A 16,200-nucleotide genomic window follows, 5' to 3' on the forward strand; every position below is an offset into this window, starting at 1 on the left:
AATTTTGCTCCGTTTTCGATTATTTATAAGTTAAGTTTATTTGCTTTCTTCCAGCCAGCCCATTTCCTTCATCCACTCGTCATTGTAGATTTTTCCTACATATCTTGAACCATGGTCATGAAGTAAAACGACAATTACATCATCTTTCGTGAACTGATCTTTCATCTGAATTAAAGAGGCAATAGCACTTCCTGCAGAATATCCACAGAAGATACCTTCTTCTTTTGCCAGTTTTCTGGCGTAGATAGCACCGTCTTTATCTGTTACTTTTTCAAAGTGATCAATCACAGACATGTCATAGTTTTCAGGAATGATATCTTCCCCGATTCCTTCTGTAATATAAGTGTAAGCATGATCATAATGCAGTTCACCCGTTTCATGGAATTCTTTCAGAATAGAACCATAAGTATCCACTCCAATTACTTTGATATCCGAATTTTTTTCTTTGAAAAATGTTCCACATCCTGTAATGGTACCTCCTGTTCCGGCTCCTACCACAAAATGAGTCAGTTTTCCTTCTGTCTGTTCCCAGATTTCCGGAGCGGTAGATTCGTAGTGAGCAGCTCTGTTGGATAAGTTGTCATATTGGTTTACATACCATCCGTTTTCTGTTTCTTTAGCCAGTCTTTTGGAAACTGAATAATAAGAACGTGGATCGGTAGGCTTTACATCAGTAGGGCAAACAATTACTTCAGCACCTACAGCACGAAGAATATCACATTTTTCTTTTGACTGTTTAGAATTGGTTACAAAGATACATTTGTATCCTTTGATGATGGCAGCCAGTGCCAGTCCCATTCCTGTATTTCCGGAAGTTCCTTCGATAATAGTTCCTCCAGGTTTTAATCTGCCGTCTTTTTCAGCATCTTCTATCATTTTAAGAGCCATTCTGTCCTTTACGGAGTTTCCAGGATTGAAGGTCTCTACTTTTGCTAATACCAGTGCCGGAAAATCTTCACCTAATACTTTGTTAAGCTTTACCAGCGGTGTGTTACCTATCGTTTCAAGGATATTTTTTGCGTATTTCATAAATGTTTTATAAGCGGTGCAAAGATAAGGCTTTTAAAATTATCTGTACTGTGGATAACGTGTGGATAAGTTGTGGATAACACTGAAATCAACTGATAAACAATCAATAACTTTCAATTATCAATTATCAATTATCAATTATCAATTATCAATTATCAAATATCGTATTAGTTGTACTTAATTGCCTTCACCGGAGAAATCTTACTGATCAGGTAGCTTGGAATAATTAAAGCAAATCCTGAGATAATAAGAATTCCTACTGAAATAGAGATAATCGCAATCGGATTAAGGTCTACCGGAACAGTACTTACATAATAGTTTTCAGGATTAAGTTTGATGATTCCAAAGAATTTCTGGATTAAAATCAGTCCTAATCCGATAGCATTTCCATACAAAAGTCCAGGGATCATAATAATCAGGGTATAATTGATGAAAGTAGCTCTTATCTGTGAATTGCTTGCGCCTAATGTTTTCAGAAGACCAATAGAATTGGTTCGTTCAATAATAAGAATCAAAAGAACCATGATAATATTGATGACCACTACAATCAGCATGATGATGATGATTAAAGCAATATTGGTATCAAAAATACTGATCCAGTCTGTAATCTGCGGAAATTTTTCTGTCGCTTTTTCAGCATAGTTTTTATATCCGATCAGTTTCTCAATGTCAGGAAAATCTTTGTCGATGTCGTTTACATTTTTCAGGAAAATATCTATGCCACCAATTTCATCTGGCTTCATATCCTGAATTTTTCTTGCATGGTTAATTCCGCCTATGACAAACTGTTCGTCAATTAATTTAATATCTGTTCTGTAAATACCGATAACTCTGAATTTACGGTAAAGTGGTTTCTGATCTGCTTTTAAAAATACGGTAACGATGCTGTCATTCACTTTAAGATGAAGGTCTTTAGCGACTTTCTGGGAAATAGCAACGTCATTATTAAATCCTTTTTCCGTTACTTTCGGTGTTGTTCCGGCAATAAGAAATTTTTTAAATCTTAAACTGTCAAAATCTTTTCCTATTCCCTTAAATATAATGCCTGCGAAATTGTGCTCATTACGCATAATTCCGGTAACAGTCACATATTTTTGGGTACTTTCCACATCGGGAAGCTCTTTTATCTTGGCAATATTCAGTCCCTGATTATCCAGTACAGAAGTATTGTATGAAGAATTGGATCGTGTAGATCTCACCGTAATGTGTCCGCTGAAATCAGCCAGCCTCTCCTTGATAGCTTTTTTAGAACCAAAACCAGTGGCTACAGTAATTAAGGAAACAATAATTCCCAATGCTACGGAAAGCCTGCCAATGAAGATGATAACCCTTGAAAGGTTATTTTTGTTATCTTTGGAAAATGCTATTTTTCTAGAGAAATATAAAGGAAATTTCAAGCTTATGAATTTAGATTTCAAAATTAAAAATTTACTTCTGATTTGCCTAATTTTTTTAGGAGTATTCAACCAATATTATTCTCAGACTCAAGTTCAACCGGATTTTAAAACCGGTGCCGACCAGCCTGAAATCTACTTGCCGCTGTTAAAAAATAAAACGATAGGAGTGGTGACGAATCAGACCGGTTTAATGAATGATAAAACCCATCTGGTTGATTTTCTTGTAAAAAACGGAATTAAAATCAAGTCTATTTTCGCTCCTGAACATGGTTTCAGAGGAGATGCAGATGCAGGGGCAAAAGTGAAAAACGGAGTAGATGTGAAAACAGGAATTCCCATTGTTTCTCTGTATGGAAATAATAAAAAGCCAAAGCCGGAACAGCTTTCCGGAATTGACATCGTTGTTTTTGATATTCAGGATGTGGGTGTGAGGTTTTACACGTATATTTCTACTTTGTCTTACCTGATGGAAGCCGGAGCTGAAAATAATGTTGAGATCATGGTTTTGGATCGCCCCAATCCGCATGACGGATATACTGACGGACCTGTATTGAGGAAAAAATGGGCAAGTTTTGTCGGACTTCACGAAGTTCCCGTAGTATATGGACTGACAATAGGAGAGTATGGAAAGATGGTAAACGGAGAAAAATGGCTTAAAAATGAAGTCCAGGCTAAATATACGCTTGTTCCGATGAAGAATTATCATAAAAAACAGCGTTATCAGATACTTGATAAACCTTCTCCTAATTTACCTAATGACAAAGCCATCAATCTCTATCCAAGTTTATGTTTCTTTGAAGGCACTCAGGTTTCCGTGGGAAGAGGAACAGACCTTCCTTTTCAGATTTATGGCTCTCCATGGACGGAAAACCTTCCTTATCAGTTTACACCAAAACCAAGCTACGGAGCTAAAGATCCATTCCTGAACGGGAAGCTGTGTTATGGTGAAAACCTTTCCAGTTATCCCAAGGATCTAAGAGAGTTGAATCTTGAATGGGTCATCAAAGCTTATCAGAATTATAAAAACCCGCAGCAGGATTTCTTCCTTAAAAATCTATGGTTTGATACTTTATCCGGAACTGATGAACTGAGAAAACAGATTATCGCAGGAAAATCAATTCCGGACATAAAAGATTCATGGAAAAAAGATCTGGAAAGTTTCGAAAAGATCAGGACCAGATATGTGATATACGAAGATTAATTAATCAAAATTTTGGGGCGGATTTTTATCATTTCTGCCCTTATTTAATATAAAAAGTCCGACAGTTAATCCAACAACTCCCGCAAAAGCCGTCATTAAGGCTCTTTGTAATTTATCAGGCAGATCATTCCCGATATAATTCATTAAAAAAAGGATCACAAAAGTGATCACTAAAATGATGATATGATTTTTTCCAAATAGTTTCATGGTCTTATTTTAGCTTGTAAGAGATCATTATTCCTCCTCTGTACGGAATGATTTCGCCACTTTTGTTAAACTCTTTTGCGGAATCATAGCGTCTTCCGGTGGTGCGGTCATATCCTTTGTAAAAACCCTGTGATGTACCTACAGTAGCATACAGATCAAGATTCCATCGTTCGGACAGCTGGAATTGATACCCTGCTGTTACCCCCAGCATAAAAGAAAACCCTCTTTGATACAGATTAGAGTTGGTAAGGATTTCCCCATTCCAGTTTTCAAAACTTTTATCATTCCAATAATTCCATTTTGAAGCATTGTAGGCCGCAAAACTAATGTTGGCTCCTATATACCAGTGTTTGAAAGCTTCAGTAAAATAGTATCTTCCTTCTGCAGATACGGAATAAAACTGTAGTTCATGTCCTGCGAAAGATTTCCATGGTGAAATGAAAACATCTCCCTGAAGGGTATATTTCGGACTAATTTGTTTTTCCAACCCAAGGTTTAAAATCCCTAACGGAGCAAATAAAGCATTCCCTTTTATGTATAAACTGTTATCCTGTCCTCCTTGTTCCTGTTCCTGAGCGCTCAACGTAGTTGCCGACAGGAAGGCTGATATGCCTGCTGCTAATAATTTATATTTCATCCGGTTTATAATGTTTATTTTATTTGCTTTAATAGTTCATCTGCCAGTTGAGAATCCTTATTGCCCTGAACTGCCATATTTTTAGACATTTCGGCATAGTTTTTTGCCATCTCTTTATTTCCGGTAAGGTGATAAAGTTTGGCAAGAATATAAGTATTTTCCGAAGTTTCGCTTCTCATGACAGATTTTTCTGCCCATTCCGTAGCTTTCTTTAATGAAGCTGGTGTTTTTATACGATCTGCGAATATCCATGCTGCTCTCAGGAGCTCGTTAGGATCAAAGGCATCAGAATTTTTATAATAGTCTAAAGCGGCTTTTTCGTATTCAGGAAAATTACTGTTCTGTTCATAATAGCTGAGTTTAGTCTGATTCAGTTTTTTTACAGCATCTTCTTTTCCTACCAGTGGTTCGGCAGCTTTCATGAAATAGTCATCGTTGATTTTTTTATTTTTATCATCAATCGACTGTTCTACTATTTTTCCTAACTTCAGCTGAGCGTCAAATTCGGTATAAGTTTCTTCAGGAAGATATTTAATAATCTCTGCTTTTCTGGAAGCAAAAACAGTATAGTTGGTATCTTCTGATGATTTTACGAAATAAAGAAGAAATCCGATTTCATCCTTTGTAAGCTCTTCAGTTTTCTTTTTATTCTGGAAATATCTTTCGGAAGCCTTTTTGGCAAATTCATAATCTGAGTTGGCATTCAGCTTCATAATATTGATCAGGAATTCCGGGTCTTTCTCACCAGCTGCAAAGCGGTCTTTAAGAGAACCTTTCTTATTTCCGGGTGAATTAATGTCCTGTGCCATTGCCACAAACAGACTTTCCTCCATATAACCTGTATTTCTGGAAACAAGTTCACCTTCACCATTCAGGAAAAGATAAGTAGGATAGGAACGTACTCCGAATTTTGAAGCAATGTCTCTTCCTTCTCCTTTTTCCATATCAAATCTTGCATTAATGAAGTTGGTGTTGTAGTAATCACTTACCGCTTTCTGCGTGAATACATTTTTTTCCATCATTTTGCATGGGCCACACCACGAAGCATAGGCATCAATAAAAACCAATTTTTTTTCTTTCTTGGCTTTTGCAATAATATCTTTGAATGGGAGCTCCTGAAACTGGATGGCTTCCTGAGCAGAGATCGCGATGGCACAAAAAATAGATATCCCGGAGATGATCTTCTTCATTTTCAAATAAGATTTGTAGGCGAAGATAATTAATTTTCAAAATATAGCATGCTGAATTGGTGGTCTCAATGACGATATTAACGAACTTTAAGACTTCAGCTTATCCGGTTTTTTGTTTTTTACCGTAAAACATAAAAGAACCCAGATGCTTTTAATAACGGTTAATTTTCAATATCCGGTATCCGGTTTTTAAAAAATTAAAATCTAAATTTAATTCACTTTTCAGTCCTGAAATCTTTGTTATATCTTTGCAAACGAATAATTTATATGTTGAGGAACCTACAATTTAGAGAATTTGATTATTAATTTTAAACACGCTTTATCCAAAAAGTCCATTTATATTACTGCTTTGTCTGCCTGCCTGATTGCTGTGGCAGCATTTGCTGTTCTCAGTCTTCTGATCACTGAAGACAGTCGTAAAAATACCGATGATTTCGCAAAGAAAACATTCTTCCGAAAATATGAGTCGATAGAACATGAATTCAGAAATATTGAAGATTATCAATATCTGCTTCGTGCCCTGATTCAGAAAGACGGGCTGAAGAACTATAAAGAGTATTCTTTGGTTTTAAATGATTTAAACAAAAAAAGAAACCTGCTCCCTTACAGCTGGTATTATTATGAAAACAGTGATTCAGGAAAGTCTGAGAGCAATAATCCTCTATCCGGTATTTTCAAGAATTCAGATACTAAAGACAATTCTATTTTCATAAAAAGTAACGGTCCGGGACATTTCAAAGACCTTTTGCTTACCAAAAAGGACAGCATGTACTGGATAAGCTATGATTCTTTGGTACTGCCGGACAAAAACAAATTGTACTATGGATCTACCGTGAGCCTGGATGACCTTCATCAATATTTTATTAACGTAGATAAAAGTTCCAATACGTACGCCTACGTTTTTACTAAAGAAGGAATCTGTATTACCCACCCGGAGAAAAAATACATCGGAAAGAATATTTTTGATTTTACAGATATTAAACCTGGTGACACATTAACCAGTAAAACTGATGCGGGATATACCAAAGGAACGGCCGTTTCAGAATATCTTGGAGTGGAGGTAACACGGTTTATAAAGCCATTGAAGACTGATAATTTTGATGGATATACAGTAGTGAATCATGTGAATTTTATTATTGATGAAAATATCAGCAAGATAAAAACCTATACTGTTTATATTTTTCTGGCAGCGTTGTTTCTCATTGTAACGGTATTTATATTGTTCCAGAGAGCAACCAGCCTGGCTTATCAGGAGAAAGAGAAAATACAGTCTGAGAAGAATTTATTGTTGGTAGAAAATGAAAAGATGCACAAAGCAGAAGTGATCAATCAGCTTCAGCAGCTTAAAAATAATATCAATCCTCATTTTCTTTTCAATTCATTGAATTCCCTTTATATGCTGATCGGGATTAATAAAGAAAATGCACAGAAGTTTACCATGAACCTCTCTAAGATTTACAGGTATCTCATAGTTCCTCCCAAAGATAATATTGTTCCGGTTTCGCAGGAAATCAAATTTATACAGCAATATATGGAACTTCTGAAAAGCAGGTTTGATGAGGAATTGAAGTTTGAATTGATCATTAATGCTCCGGAAAGTCTGGAAAAAAGAATTCCGTATTTATCCCTTCAGATTGTTACAGAAAATGCGACCAAACATAATATTGCAACCGTAGATCAGCCTCTGGAAATCATCATTACCGTTGATGAGGGTGGGATTACGGTAAAGAATACGTGGCAACCTAAGGAAGAAACGGTACAGGGAGAGAAATTCGGAATTGATTATTTGAATCAAATTTATGGATATTTTAAGAATAATCTTCTTCATATTTCTGTAGATGGTGAATATTTCGTATGTTTTTTGCCTTTAATGGAGTAAAAATAAAATCCATTCACTCCCGAATTAGCACCATTCACTCCCTAATATTATATATATGATTCACGATACCTATAGCTTTGCCTGCTGAAACTAAGATATTTACTATTTGGAATGAATCGGACTATTTTAATGAAGAATTACAGACTTGCGCTGTATCTCGGTCTTGCTATGGCCTCACCAATGGCACTGGCACAGAAAAAAGATAAAGATACGGTAAAGGTCAACAAAGAAAAAACGGATAAGACAGAGACCTCTTCCTCAAAGAAAACAAAAAAAATTGAAGACCTGATTAAAAAGGGAACCTATAAAAAGGGACTTTTTAATACCATTCAGGTAAAGACGGATATTTATTTTGAAATTCCGGACAGTTTGATGGGACGTCAGTTTTTGGTGGTCAACAAACTTTCTCAGGTACCTATGCAGGTGAATGAGGCAGGTTTAAACAAAGGAATGAATTATGAAAATAAAGTCATTTCCTTTCACCGTGATCCTGTAGCTAAAAAAGTATGGGTAAAAACGGTGGTGCCTAAAGTGTCATCCCCAAAAAATGATGCCATTACAAAATCTGTAAAAGACAACTTTTCAGAATCTGTAATTGAGGTCTTTGATATTGAAGCACAAAATAATGATTCTACAGCGGTAGCCATTAAAGTGAACAAAGTTTTTGATGGAAATCAGAAAAGTTTTAACGACGTTTTGGCGAATGTAGGATTGGGTGGATCTGTGAAATCAAGTCTTTCTTATATAGAGGGAGTGAAAACATTTCCCAAGAACCTTGTGGTGAAGTCTCAATTGTCTACTTCTGTCAATGAAGGCGGTGTAGATCTTCCGGTTACTTTAGGCGTTACAACCAATCTGGTTCTGCTTTCTAAAATACCGATGAAACCAAGAGTATCAGATTCAAGAGTAGGATTTTTCTCCGAAAAACACTGGTCGTTTAATGACAACCAGCAGAAAATGGATGAAAAGTTTTTCATTACCAAATGGAATCTTGAACCCAAAGATGAAGATAAAGAAAAATATTTAAGAGGAGAGCTGGTAGAGCCTAAGAAACCGATTGTTTATTATATCGATCCGGCAACTCCAAAACAATGGCGTGAGAAAATCATTGCCGGAGTACATGACTGGCAGGCGGCGTTTGAGCAGGCAGGATTCAAAAATGCAGTGATTGCGAAAATGCCGGATGAGAAAGATGAAGATTTTGATATTGATGATGTAAGATATTCTGTGATTACTTACGCCGCTTCGCCAAAGTCAAATGCAATGGGACCATCAGTAGTAGACCCGAGAAGTGGGGAAATTATCGAAGCAGATATCATCTGGTGGCACAATGTAATGACTTCTCTTCATGACTGGATGAGAATTCAGACAGGGCCTATTGATCCAAAAGCAAGAGGAAATAAATTCAGTGATGAACATATGGGTGAAGCGATCCGTTTTGTTTCATCTCATGAAGTGGGGCACACTTTCGGATTGAAGCACAACATGGGAGCATCTTTTGCATTCCCGGTAGAGTCGCTTCGTTCCAAAGAGTTTACAGACAAAATGGGCGGTACGGCACCTTCCATTATGGATTATGCCCGTTACAATTACGTAGCTCAGCCGGAAGATGGTGTTACAGCAATCACCCCGAAAATTGGTCTTTACGATAAATATGCCATCGAGTGGGGGTACCGTTGGTATCCGGATGAATTCGTAGAGAAAAAAGCGCTGAAAAACTTAATTGAAAAACACGAAGATGACCCGATGTATTTCTATGGTGAGCAGCAAAGCTACCTGGAAACCATTGATCCGCGTTCGCAGTCTGAAGATTTAGGTGATGATGCGATGAAAGCCAGTGAATACGGAATCAAAAACCTGAAAGTGGTGATTAACAACCTCTTGAAATGGACGTATGAAGATGGTAAAGAATACACAGATGCAGGAAAACTGTATCTGGGAGTAATCGGGCAGTGGGATCTGTATACAGGTCATGTGATGGCGAACGTAGGAGGAATTTACCTGAACAATACTGTTTTTGGTAACAAAAAGAAAGCTTACGAAGCAGTACCTGCAGAAACTCAGAGAAGAGCGGTTGATTATCTTATTAAAAATGCCATCAACCTTCCGGAATGGTTATTCTTTAATCCGATTACAGAAAAAACGTATCCGGTTAAAGATTCACCAATGGGACCATTCGAGCAGACGCCGTATACCCTGGCGAGAGGAATGCAATATGGAACTATCTATTCCTTATTGATGGATGACAGACTGTTGAGGTTACTTGAAAATGAGCTGAAACATCAGGTGTCTGGCTCTAAAGAAGAAATCTATACGGTTGAAAATTTATTTGATCAGGTAAGAACGGCCATTTTCAATAAAAAAGGAAGCCTTACGATGCTTGAGAAAATGACGCAGAAAAATTATGTGGATGCTTTGATTGTTTCGGTAAACAAACTATTTGAAAAGACAGCAGTAAAAGGATTGAAAACAGATGATACTTTGAATATCCCGACCATCTGTAATTTCCATGAAGATGATCATGGTTTGAGGAATATCAATTATTCATCCATGAAAAGAGTATCTGAAGTGACAACTTACAAGAGAGCGGAACTTCAGAAAGTTCTGGACTTACTGAACAGAACAAGGTACAGAGGTGATGATGCTTCCAGAGCACATTACACAGATTTAATCATTCGTATACAAGAGGCTTTAAACAAATAAACGGCAATGAAAAAAACTCTAATACTTTTACCTCTTTTGGCTGCTAATATAGCAATGGCCCAGCAAAAGAAAACCATCACCGGGAAAATTGAAGATGCCAATACATCTCAAATGATTACCGGTGCATCTATAAAAATCGAGACACAGTCAGTCTCTACAAAAACAGAACTGGAAGGAATTATCGAAAGTGTATCAGTAGGTACAGTGACCGATAAGGACGGAAAATTTATATTGGAAATTCCTGCCGATACAAAAACGGTATTGGTAAGTTACCCTGGATATGAATCCAGAGTCATTCAGCTGAACGAAGGACAGACCAACTATACCATCAGACTGACTTCTGAGATTTCAGATAAAAATAAAATCCAGGAAGTTATCATCACCGGATATCAGAAAATTGAAAAGCGTAAGCAGACCTCAGCGGTTTCTACAGTAAAAATGGACAACATCAGCCAGGCTGGTGTTGCCAGTGTAGATCAGATGCTGGCAGGGCAGATTGCCGGTGTGGCAGTAACTCCTGAAACGGGAGCTCCGGGAAGTCCGGCGAAGATTAGAATCAGAGGTACAGCTTCTCTTTCCGGTCCTCAGGATCCGCTATGGGTAATTGACGGTCTTCCGTTAGAAGGAAATGATGTTCCGAACTTTACGGATAAAGATAATATCGATCAGCTTCAGAACTTCTCTATCGCAGGCTTAAACCCTAATGATATTGAAGATATTACCATCCTTAAAGATGCTGCAGCAACAGCTATTTATGGAGCAAGAGCGGCAAACGGAGTAATCTCCATTACCACTAAGAAAGGAAAGAAAGGAAGTCTGAAACTGAATTTCTCAGCAGATACCTTTGTGACATCACGTCCTGATTTTGATAAACTGAACCTTTTAAATGCTTCCGAAAAAGTAGACCTGGAACTGATGCTTGCCAAGCGTGCAGATCTTACGTATCGTGCCGATAAAGGAGAAGTAATGAGAATTCTGACTCAGAACAGCCAGCTTGATGCTTTCAGAAACGGAGGTTTTGACGCGTTGAATTCTTTTACACGCCAGCAAATTAACGGTTTAAGAAATAACAATACAGACTGGGGCAAACTGTTATACAGAAATGCCATCAACAAACAATACGGATTAAGTGTTTCCGGAGGAAGTGACCGTGCAGATTACTATTTCTCCCTGGGATACTATGATGAAGAAGGAACAACGATCGGTACAGGTTTTAAGCGTTATAACCTTACTTTAAAAAACAACTATAAATTAAGCGATAAGTTAAATGCAGGAATCTCTATTTTCGGAACGCAAAGTGAACGTGAATCTTTTGTAACGGACGCTGATGCTTCAATAAACCCTGTTAACTATTCAAGAAATGCCAATCCATATCTGAAGCCTTTCAATGCAGACGGAAGTTACAACTATGATAGAGATATGGATGGTTTTGAAGACCGTTATATTCCTTTCAACTTCCTCGAAGAAAGAGAAAATACCAACTATTCACTGAAAAATAACTCTTTGAAAGCGATTTTAGATTTAGAATATAAAGCTTCAAAAAGTTTAAGATTTACTTCTCAGTTGGGACTTCAGTATGATGCTAATAAAACAGAGAAATTTGCAGCAGAAAATACCTACTTCACCAGAAAAATGAGAGAAAATACCCGTTACTACAAAGACGGTAAATACAATTACTTTCTACCTGCTGGTGCGGTAAAACAAAACTGGGATAATGATTTCTTCCAGTACAACTGGAAATTACAGGCAGCGTACAGCACAAAGATCAATCAACATGAAATTGATTTGATGGCCGGTACGGAAATCCGTAAAACAGAAGATAATACAACGATTACAAGAGCTTTCGGATATGACCCGAAAACAAGAAGAGCTACAGCGATTGTATTCCCGAATTCAAGTTTTGCAGCTGATAAAAGATATGAAACCTACCGTGAAGCAGCTCCTATAGAGAATGCTTATGCGTCTATGTTTGCTACAGCTTCTTATACTTACGATCAGAAATATACATTCTTCGGAAGTGTGAGATATGATGGTACTAACCTTTTCGGAGTTAACAAAAAGTATAAATACCTTCCTATCTGGGCTGTTTCAGGATCATGGCTGGTAACGAAGGAAGACTTTATGAAAAATATTTCTGCAGTATCCAACCTGAGACTGAGAGCATCTTACGGTCTTCAGGGAAATATTGACAGAAACACTTCACCATTCTTTATCGGTGAATATAACGATGCCACCATTCTTCCGGGAGGAAAAGAATCCATTATCAATGTTCTCAGCCCTCCGAATGATAAACTGAGATGGGAAAAAACGACGAATACCAACTTAGGTCTTGATTTAGGATTGTTCAATAACCGTGTAAGCCTTACCGCTGATGTCTACAGCAGAAAAGGGACGGATATGATCAGTATGAAAGAAACTCCTTTGGAAACAGGGTTCGAATATACGATGATGAATTGGGGGAGCTTGACCAACAAAGGTTTTGAATTGGCCATATCTACCAGAAACATCAACCATGATAATTTCAAATGGACTACCACCATCAACTTTGCTCATAACAAGAGTAGAGTATTGAGCGAGCAGCCGCGTGATAATGCATTACTTCCATCAAGAGAAGGGCTTCCAGTAAATGCTGTTTTTGCTTTGAAAACTGCAGGAATGGATGAACAGGGAAACCCATTATTCTGGAAAGGAGATCAGAAGATTTCAGCAGCAGAATTCTTTAAGTTATATGATGTATATGCAGATTTCCTGCCAGGGCAGCTTGTTGATACCAAACTTTCAAATGCAGAGCTGAGAAGTCTGTTTACGTATGTGGGAGACAGAGATCCTAAGTTTACCGGAGGTATTATCAACACATTTAAAGTAAGTAATTTTGACCTTACCATCTCTGCAACATTCAACCTGAAGCAGACGGTAATGAGAACTCCTTCTTACCGAGGTATGGAGCTGGACAGAGGAAGAAACTACACAAGAGAAATTTATGAAGCTGGAGGTTCGCTTCCGGGCATTACAAGTCCTGATATGGAAGCTAATCCAGACGGATGGATGGCCAATAAATGGTTTACCGGAAACCGTTCCAATGCATACAGCTTACTGGATGTTTGGGCAAAAGAGATCAGCTATATCAGAATCAGCAGTATCCGTTTGGGATATACACTTCCTAAAGAATTTACAAATCCTATGGGAATCACAAGTTTGAGACTGAGTGTTGAAGGACGTAACCTGTTTGTATTCAGTAACGGATACAAAGGATATTTCGATCCGGAAACGTATGGTAATATTTATGCACAGCCAATCACCAAGTCGGTGACCGTAGGATTTAATGTTTCTTTTTAAAACTTGAGAAAAATGAGAAAAATTACAGCAATCATAGCACTTGCAGCAATCAGCTTTAGCAGTATCGGATGCGACAGGTTTTTAGATATTCAGCCGGAAGGAAAAGTGATTCCTACGACTACTGAAGACTATAGAAAAGTCCTTACATCTGCCTATTCAAAATATCCTGTTCACAAATCACTGGTGGCACTTCGTACCGATGAGGTGAATATCGATGATAATTCTACAGATTTTATTTCCTATCGTGAAATTGCGATGTGGAAAGACGCTAACAATGATCAGGCATCTACAGAATTTCCATGGGTAAGCTTTTATTCCGTGAACTTCTACCTGAATCAGATTATCAATGAAGGAAGCAAAACCATGCAGGATTCTCCTGAGAAGAACCAGATTTTAGCAGAAGCCTATGCTCTTCGTGCTTACCTGTATTTTGATATGGTGAATTTATATGGAAAACCGTACAATAGTGCTACGGCTTCTGCGGACAGAGGTGTTCCTATCAATCTTGAAATTGATCTTGAGCAGGTATTGAAGCCATCTTCTGTACAGGAAGTTTATAATCAGGTTCATGCAGATCTTAAAAGAGCAGAAGATCTGATGGTAGAACAAAAACAAGCAACAGGATTGAACTACAGATTTTCAAAAATTGCATTGCTGGCTTTTGAAGCAAGGGCTGCTCTATATGAAGGAGACTGGAACAAAGCTTTAAACTATGCAGATCAGGTGCTGGCAGTAAAAGGAGAGTTAAGCAATTTGAATACAGTAAATACTGTTCCGAACCATTATGCTTCCCCGGAATCTATCATGGCTTTGGATAATACATGGGATAATTCAATCAAAAATTTATCTTTTGCATCTCCGGAACTGATTTCTTCATACAATTCTACGGCAGATAAAAGGTTTGGCATGTATTTTGAAAAAAATGGTAGTAAGTATAAAGTCACCAAAGGAGGAAGTTTAGAATTCAAAGTGTCTTTCAGAACAGCGGAACAGTACTTTATCAAGTCTGAAGCATTATTAAAGCTGAATAAACTGGCTGAAGCTAAAGAAACATTACTGAAAGTATTAAAAAACAGATATACGCCGGAAGGATATACTTCAGTACAGAATGCGGTAAACTCAATGGATTCTGCTGCATTTATGACTTTTATTCTGGATGAGAGATTCAGAGAATTTGCTTTAGAAGGACAAAGATGGTTCGACTTAAGAAGAGCAAATCAGAAAAAAATAAGCCACACTATTAGTGGCAACGAGTATATTCTTCAACAGAATGATCCGCGATATACCATTGAATATCCAATGAGTGCGAAGAAGAATAACCCTAATTTATAAAACTTCATATCAAATTCAATACAGAGGAAACCGCTTGAACTTAATCGTTCTAGCGGTTTTTTTGTACTTTTGCATCGTTATGAAAATTGCCATTATAGAAGATGAACTGCTGGCTGTGAATTATCTGAAAAATCTTTTGGATACACAGAGCATAGTCCCTGTTACAGAGACTGTTATTCTTCGTTCCAAAAAACAGGCAATTGATTTCTTTGAAAAAGATTCGGCAGATCTTATTTTTATGGATATTCATCTTGGAGATGGAATGAGTCTGGAAATTTTCGAACAGATAGAGCTTTTTACCCCTATTATTTTCATTACTGCATTTGATGAATATGCCATGAGGGTTTTCAGACATTTTACCATTGATTATCTTCTGAAGCCTTTTGAAGAAGAGGATCTGCATAAAGCTTTGCGAAAATTTATCTCCATAAGAAATAATTTTGATCCTGAACCGGTTCTTAAATCTATTTCCTCACTGCGGCAGGCAGGCGATGAGGTCATGAAACGTTTTATGGTAAGAGAAGGGAATAAACTCAAATCAATAGACGAACATAACACCGCTTATTTTTTTGCCTCCGGAAAATACCTTTTTCTCACCACAAAGGATCACCAGACCTATATTTATGATGATACCATTAAAGATATTATTCAGAAGCTGAATCCTGAAATTTTCTTTAAAATAAACCGCAAGTTTATCATTAATAAAGAAGCCGTTTCAGAAATTATCAAGCATTCAAGTCAGAAAGTAGAACTGAGGCTCTCGCCGGAACCGGAAGTAAATACCGAAGTTTTTATCAGTAAAATGCAGATTACTGAATGTTTAAGCTGGCTGAATAAGTAATTTTGTGTTTCAGTTGCAGATAAATCTATCATTAAGTAAAGATGTTCTTCTGTAGTCAAAAAGTTTTCGAAACATTTTTTTCATTCTTTGATCTTTTTGTGATCTGCTGTTTTTAAATGTGAAAATTATTAATTAAAACCAGAAGGAATAGATCTTCTACACTGATACTACATGCTGTTTTTATTGAGTGTAATGTTTTGTTATTCAATGTTTTGTATTTTGCTTGTGACTTGGGTGTAATACACAAATTAATGAATTAATAAGGGTTTTATAGTAAAATTTTTATTCACGGTTTTTACTTCTTTTTTTAAATTTAACCCATTTCGAACAGTACGTGAGATTACATTAAATCTCTTATTTTTTTTTAAAGCTTTATGCTTTTTCCTGTAATGAAAATATAAACAAATTCATTATGATCATCACAACTAATTATATTTACGATTATAAG

At 37.0% G+C, this 16,200-nt stretch carries 11 protein-coding genes; 6 read left to right on the forward strand and 5 right to left on the reverse strand.

What is annotated here, in order from left to right; all coding sequences use genetic code 11:
* Positions 1-36: 36 nt before the first annotated feature.
* Positions 37-1,029: a PLP-dependent cysteine synthase family protein gene (locus DDF69_RS00425; RefSeq protein ID WP_047434153.1), complete on the reverse strand. Its 993-nt coding sequence runs from the start codon at positions 1,027-1,029 to the stop codon at positions 37-39.
* A gap of 167 nt (positions 1,030-1,196) precedes the next feature.
* The gene (locus tag DDF69_RS00430; RefSeq protein ID WP_114819043.1) at positions 1,197-2,426 is read right to left on the reverse strand and encodes an ABC transporter permease; all 1,230 of its coding nucleotides are present in this window, start codon (positions 2,424-2,426) and stop codon (positions 1,197-1,199) included.
* 4 nt (positions 2,427-2,430) lie between these two features.
* Between DDF69_RS00430 and DDF69_RS00435 the strand changes: the two genes are divergently transcribed.
* A complete protein-coding gene (locus DDF69_RS00435) occupies positions 2,431-3,627 on the forward strand; it encodes an exo-beta-N-acetylmuramidase NamZ domain-containing protein (protein ID WP_114819248.1) in 1,197 nt (398 codons plus the stop codon).
* On the opposite strand, the gene DDF69_RS00440 is transcribed toward DDF69_RS00435, so the two are convergent.
* The 3 genes from DDF69_RS00440 to DDF69_RS00450 are packed head-to-tail and all read right to left on the reverse strand — an operon-like array spanning position 3,628 to position 5,661.
* Positions 3,628-3,834 carry a hypothetical protein gene (locus DDF69_RS00440; RefSeq protein WP_114819044.1) on the reverse strand — a complete coding sequence of 69 codons (207 nt, stop codon included), beginning with the start codon at positions 3,832-3,834 and terminating at the stop codon, positions 3,628-3,630. It abuts the gene before it with no gap.
* A gap of 4 nt (positions 3,835-3,838) precedes the next feature.
* Positions 3,839-4,471: a DUF3575 domain-containing protein gene (locus tag DDF69_RS00445; RefSeq protein ID WP_114819045.1), complete on the reverse strand. Its 633-nt coding sequence runs from the start codon at positions 4,469-4,471 to the stop codon at positions 3,839-3,841.
* Between the two features lie 14 nt (positions 4,472-4,485).
* Positions 4,486-5,661, reverse strand: coding sequence for a thioredoxin family protein (locus DDF69_RS00450; RefSeq protein WP_114819046.1), 1,176 nt, complete (start codon positions 5,659-5,661; stop codon positions 4,486-4,488).
* 295 nt (positions 5,662-5,956) lie between these two features.
* Between DDF69_RS00450 and DDF69_RS00455 the strand changes: the two genes are divergently transcribed.
* The 5 genes from DDF69_RS00455 to DDF69_RS00475 all read left to right on the forward strand — a co-directional run bounded on the left by DDF69_RS00455 (position 5,957) and on the right by DDF69_RS00475 (position 15,752).
* Positions 5,957-7,540, forward strand: coding sequence for a histidine kinase (locus DDF69_RS00455; protein WP_114819047.1), 1,584 nt, complete (start codon positions 5,957-5,959; stop codon positions 7,538-7,540).
* 129 nt (positions 7,541-7,669) lie between these two features.
* Positions 7,670-10,243, forward strand: a complete 2,574-nt coding sequence (locus tag DDF69_RS00460) for a zinc-dependent metalloprotease (protein ID WP_228411892.1) — start codon at positions 7,670-7,672, stop codon at positions 10,241-10,243.
* A gap of 6 nt (positions 10,244-10,249) precedes the next feature.
* Positions 10,250-13,579 (forward strand): SusC/RagA family TonB-linked outer membrane protein, encoded by a 3,330-nt coding sequence (locus DDF69_RS00465; RefSeq protein WP_114819049.1) that lies wholly within the window; start codon positions 10,250-10,252, stop codon positions 13,577-13,579.
* A gap of 12 nt (positions 13,580-13,591) precedes the next feature.
* Positions 13,592-14,911, forward strand: coding sequence for a RagB/SusD family nutrient uptake outer membrane protein (locus tag DDF69_RS00470; RefSeq protein ID WP_114819050.1), 1,320 nt, complete (start codon positions 13,592-13,594; stop codon positions 14,909-14,911).
* Positions 14,912-14,990: 79 nt separating this feature from the next.
* Positions 14,991-15,752: a LytR/AlgR family response regulator transcription factor gene (locus DDF69_RS00475; RefSeq protein ID WP_114819051.1), complete on the forward strand. Its 762-nt coding sequence runs from the start codon at positions 14,991-14,993 to the stop codon at positions 15,750-15,752.
* Positions 15,753-16,200: the final 448 nt, after the last annotated feature.

Source organism: Chryseobacterium sp. KLBC 52 (genome assembly GCF_003347605.1).
In the GTDB taxonomy this organism is placed as follows: Bacteria; Bacteroidota; Bacteroidia; order Flavobacteriales; family Weeksellaceae; genus Chryseobacterium.